This is a genomic window from Bartonella sp. LB28NMGDW (genome assembly GCF_042194435.1).
GTDB classification, from domain to species: Bacteria; Pseudomonadota; Alphaproteobacteria; order Rhizobiales; family Rhizobiaceae; genus Bartonella; species Bartonella grahamii.
Genome location: NZ_JBHIMX010000064.1, coordinates 1 through 2,016 on the forward strand (window position 1 = coordinate 1; position 2,016 = coordinate 2,016).

At 41.8% G+C, this 2,016-nt stretch carries 1 protein-coding gene and 1 pseudogene; both read left to right on the plus strand.

All coding sequences use genetic code 11. The features are described from left to right. Positions 1-1,476, plus strand: a pseudogene (locus tag ACFIKG_RS09060) (filamentous hemagglutinin); the annotation flags it as partial. Then, positions 1,473-1,880, plus strand: a complete 408-nt coding sequence (locus ACFIKG_RS09065) for a hypothetical protein (protein ID WP_375627014.1) — start codon at positions 1,473-1,475, stop codon at positions 1,878-1,880. The pseudogene ACFIKG_RS09060 and the gene ACFIKG_RS09065, both read left to right, overlap by 4 nt. Positions 1,881-2,016 lie beyond the last annotated feature (136 nt).

Here is a 2,016-nt window from a genome sequence, read left to right on the forward strand (position 1 = left end):
TCCATGAGCGCCTCTTTCCAAAAGGATAAATCCTCCAGCGATTATCATAGTGTTGTGGAGCAATCAGGCATCAAAGCGGGTGATGGCGGCTTTAATATCATTGTTAAAGACAAAACAACGCTGACCGGAGGCATCATTGCCAGCACCGCGCCGGCAGATAAAAACAGCCTGACCACTGGAAGCATTACCACCGGTGATATCAGCAACGGTGCCCATGCTAAAGCCAGCAGCCATGGGTTTAGCATTTCTGGGAATGACACGATAAAGAACATTGCCAAGAATGTTTTAAATCACGGCAAAGCCAAGGATGGAGCAGAAGGGGAAACCAAATCTGCTATCAGCGATGGGACTATCATCCTTACTGATACAACTGGACAGAGGGCGATGGGGCAAGATGCTGGACAAATCATTGGCTCTCTCAACCGCAACACCGCAGCAGCCCACCAAGCCGTTGCACCGGTGGACGCCACATCGCTTGAGGGGATCGTTCATAATCGCGTAGATATGATCAATGATTTATCGGATGAAGGATTGGGATACCTTGATAAAATTTATAAAATCACAAATGTCAAAGAGCACCCAGTAGGTGAGGTTGCGCATGATGAAAATGGCAATGTCCTCTATTTAACCGATGAAAATGGAAAACCTATAAAAGGCAGTGATGGAAAATATATCACTCTGTATCACTTTTTAAAGCCAGAGGAAGAAAAGCATTTACAAAAAGGCCCTAATGGTGCTGTTTATATGTTCTACAATGGCATTTTTAATTCACCAGATGATGCTGCGGGTAATGCTGTCCAATTGGCTGTTAATAAAAATGGTCCCCTTTATTTTACATACTTTCCCCAAGCTGACGATGTGCTGGTAGAATTAGGGGTAGCATTTTATCAAAAGTTTTTTGAAGGGGGCTCTTGGGGGTTGACCAATTCAACCAAAAAGTTCCAAGATTTTATCTATCGTTATGGCAATGACAATGCTATTGTTAGTGGGCATAGCCGTGGTACCTTAACAATACGCAATGGAGCAAATGACTTGCAAGAACATGGTATCCACAGTGTAGCCAAGAAAACAGACTTCTATCTTGTTGGAGCGGCTGCTCACATGCAATCGATGGCCAATACAGTAGATTATCTAAGCGATGGCGAAAAAAATTATATCTACATACAAGGCCATATGTTAGACCCCATTAGTACAGTGATTGGTTACAATTGGCCTACGGCTTATAAGGCACCTTTAAATCTAGATTTTTCACTTTTGGAGAAAGGTATAAAAAATCCTTTTTATATGACGATATTTGCAGCAAACAGTTTATTTACTATAGCAACTAATCCAATCAGAGAGATGGGGAGAGCGGTCTTGGGCCTTAATCCGAGCCCCCATAATTGTTATGCTGATGCAAGTCGTGAGTGTCAAATTAATTATGGTTCATTTAGTTTTAACAAACTTTATTCAACGAGAACAGGGAACAAAAAATGAAAATGTTGTTTAATTTATTAAGCCTGCTCATTCTGTTAACGGTTGCTGGATGTGACATTGAAAACATTGATAAACCTCCTCGAGGAGAGACGGCTGTGTGGGAGAAGCTAGGAGCAGATTCTACTGAGGTAGGAAAAGCATTGCTAGAATGTGGTTTGCCACACCTTAATTATCTTGAGGATGAAGTTCAAAAGTTAAGCAACAATGAGAATGCAACGATTGATGCTTGCATGATCCAAGCAGGATTCCATTATAAAGGGAGAGCTAGCTGGTGTTCTCCTTTTAACGGTAGAGACCTCCCTATTTGTCAGCCTGGTGCTGTCATCCCACAGAGAAGTGTCGAAAAGCGCTTAAACAGCCCGTTTTGTAAAAAATATAAAAATGCGGATGAATGCCAATCTTAAGTTTTGCTGTTTGTGACGATCAACAATCCCCACACTCACGTTTTTACATGCCTGTGCGGGATTGTTTCCTCACGCACATTATTTAACGGATGAAGAACAACAGAATTTACAAAAAGGTTCTGATGGCAAGGTTCAT

What these genes read in the sequence shown, in the direction of transcription:
- ACFIKG_RS09065 (WP_375627014.1), top strand. Translation starts at nt 1,473, where the DNA reads ATGAAAATGTTGTTTAATTTATTAAGCCTGCTCATTCTGTTAACGGTT.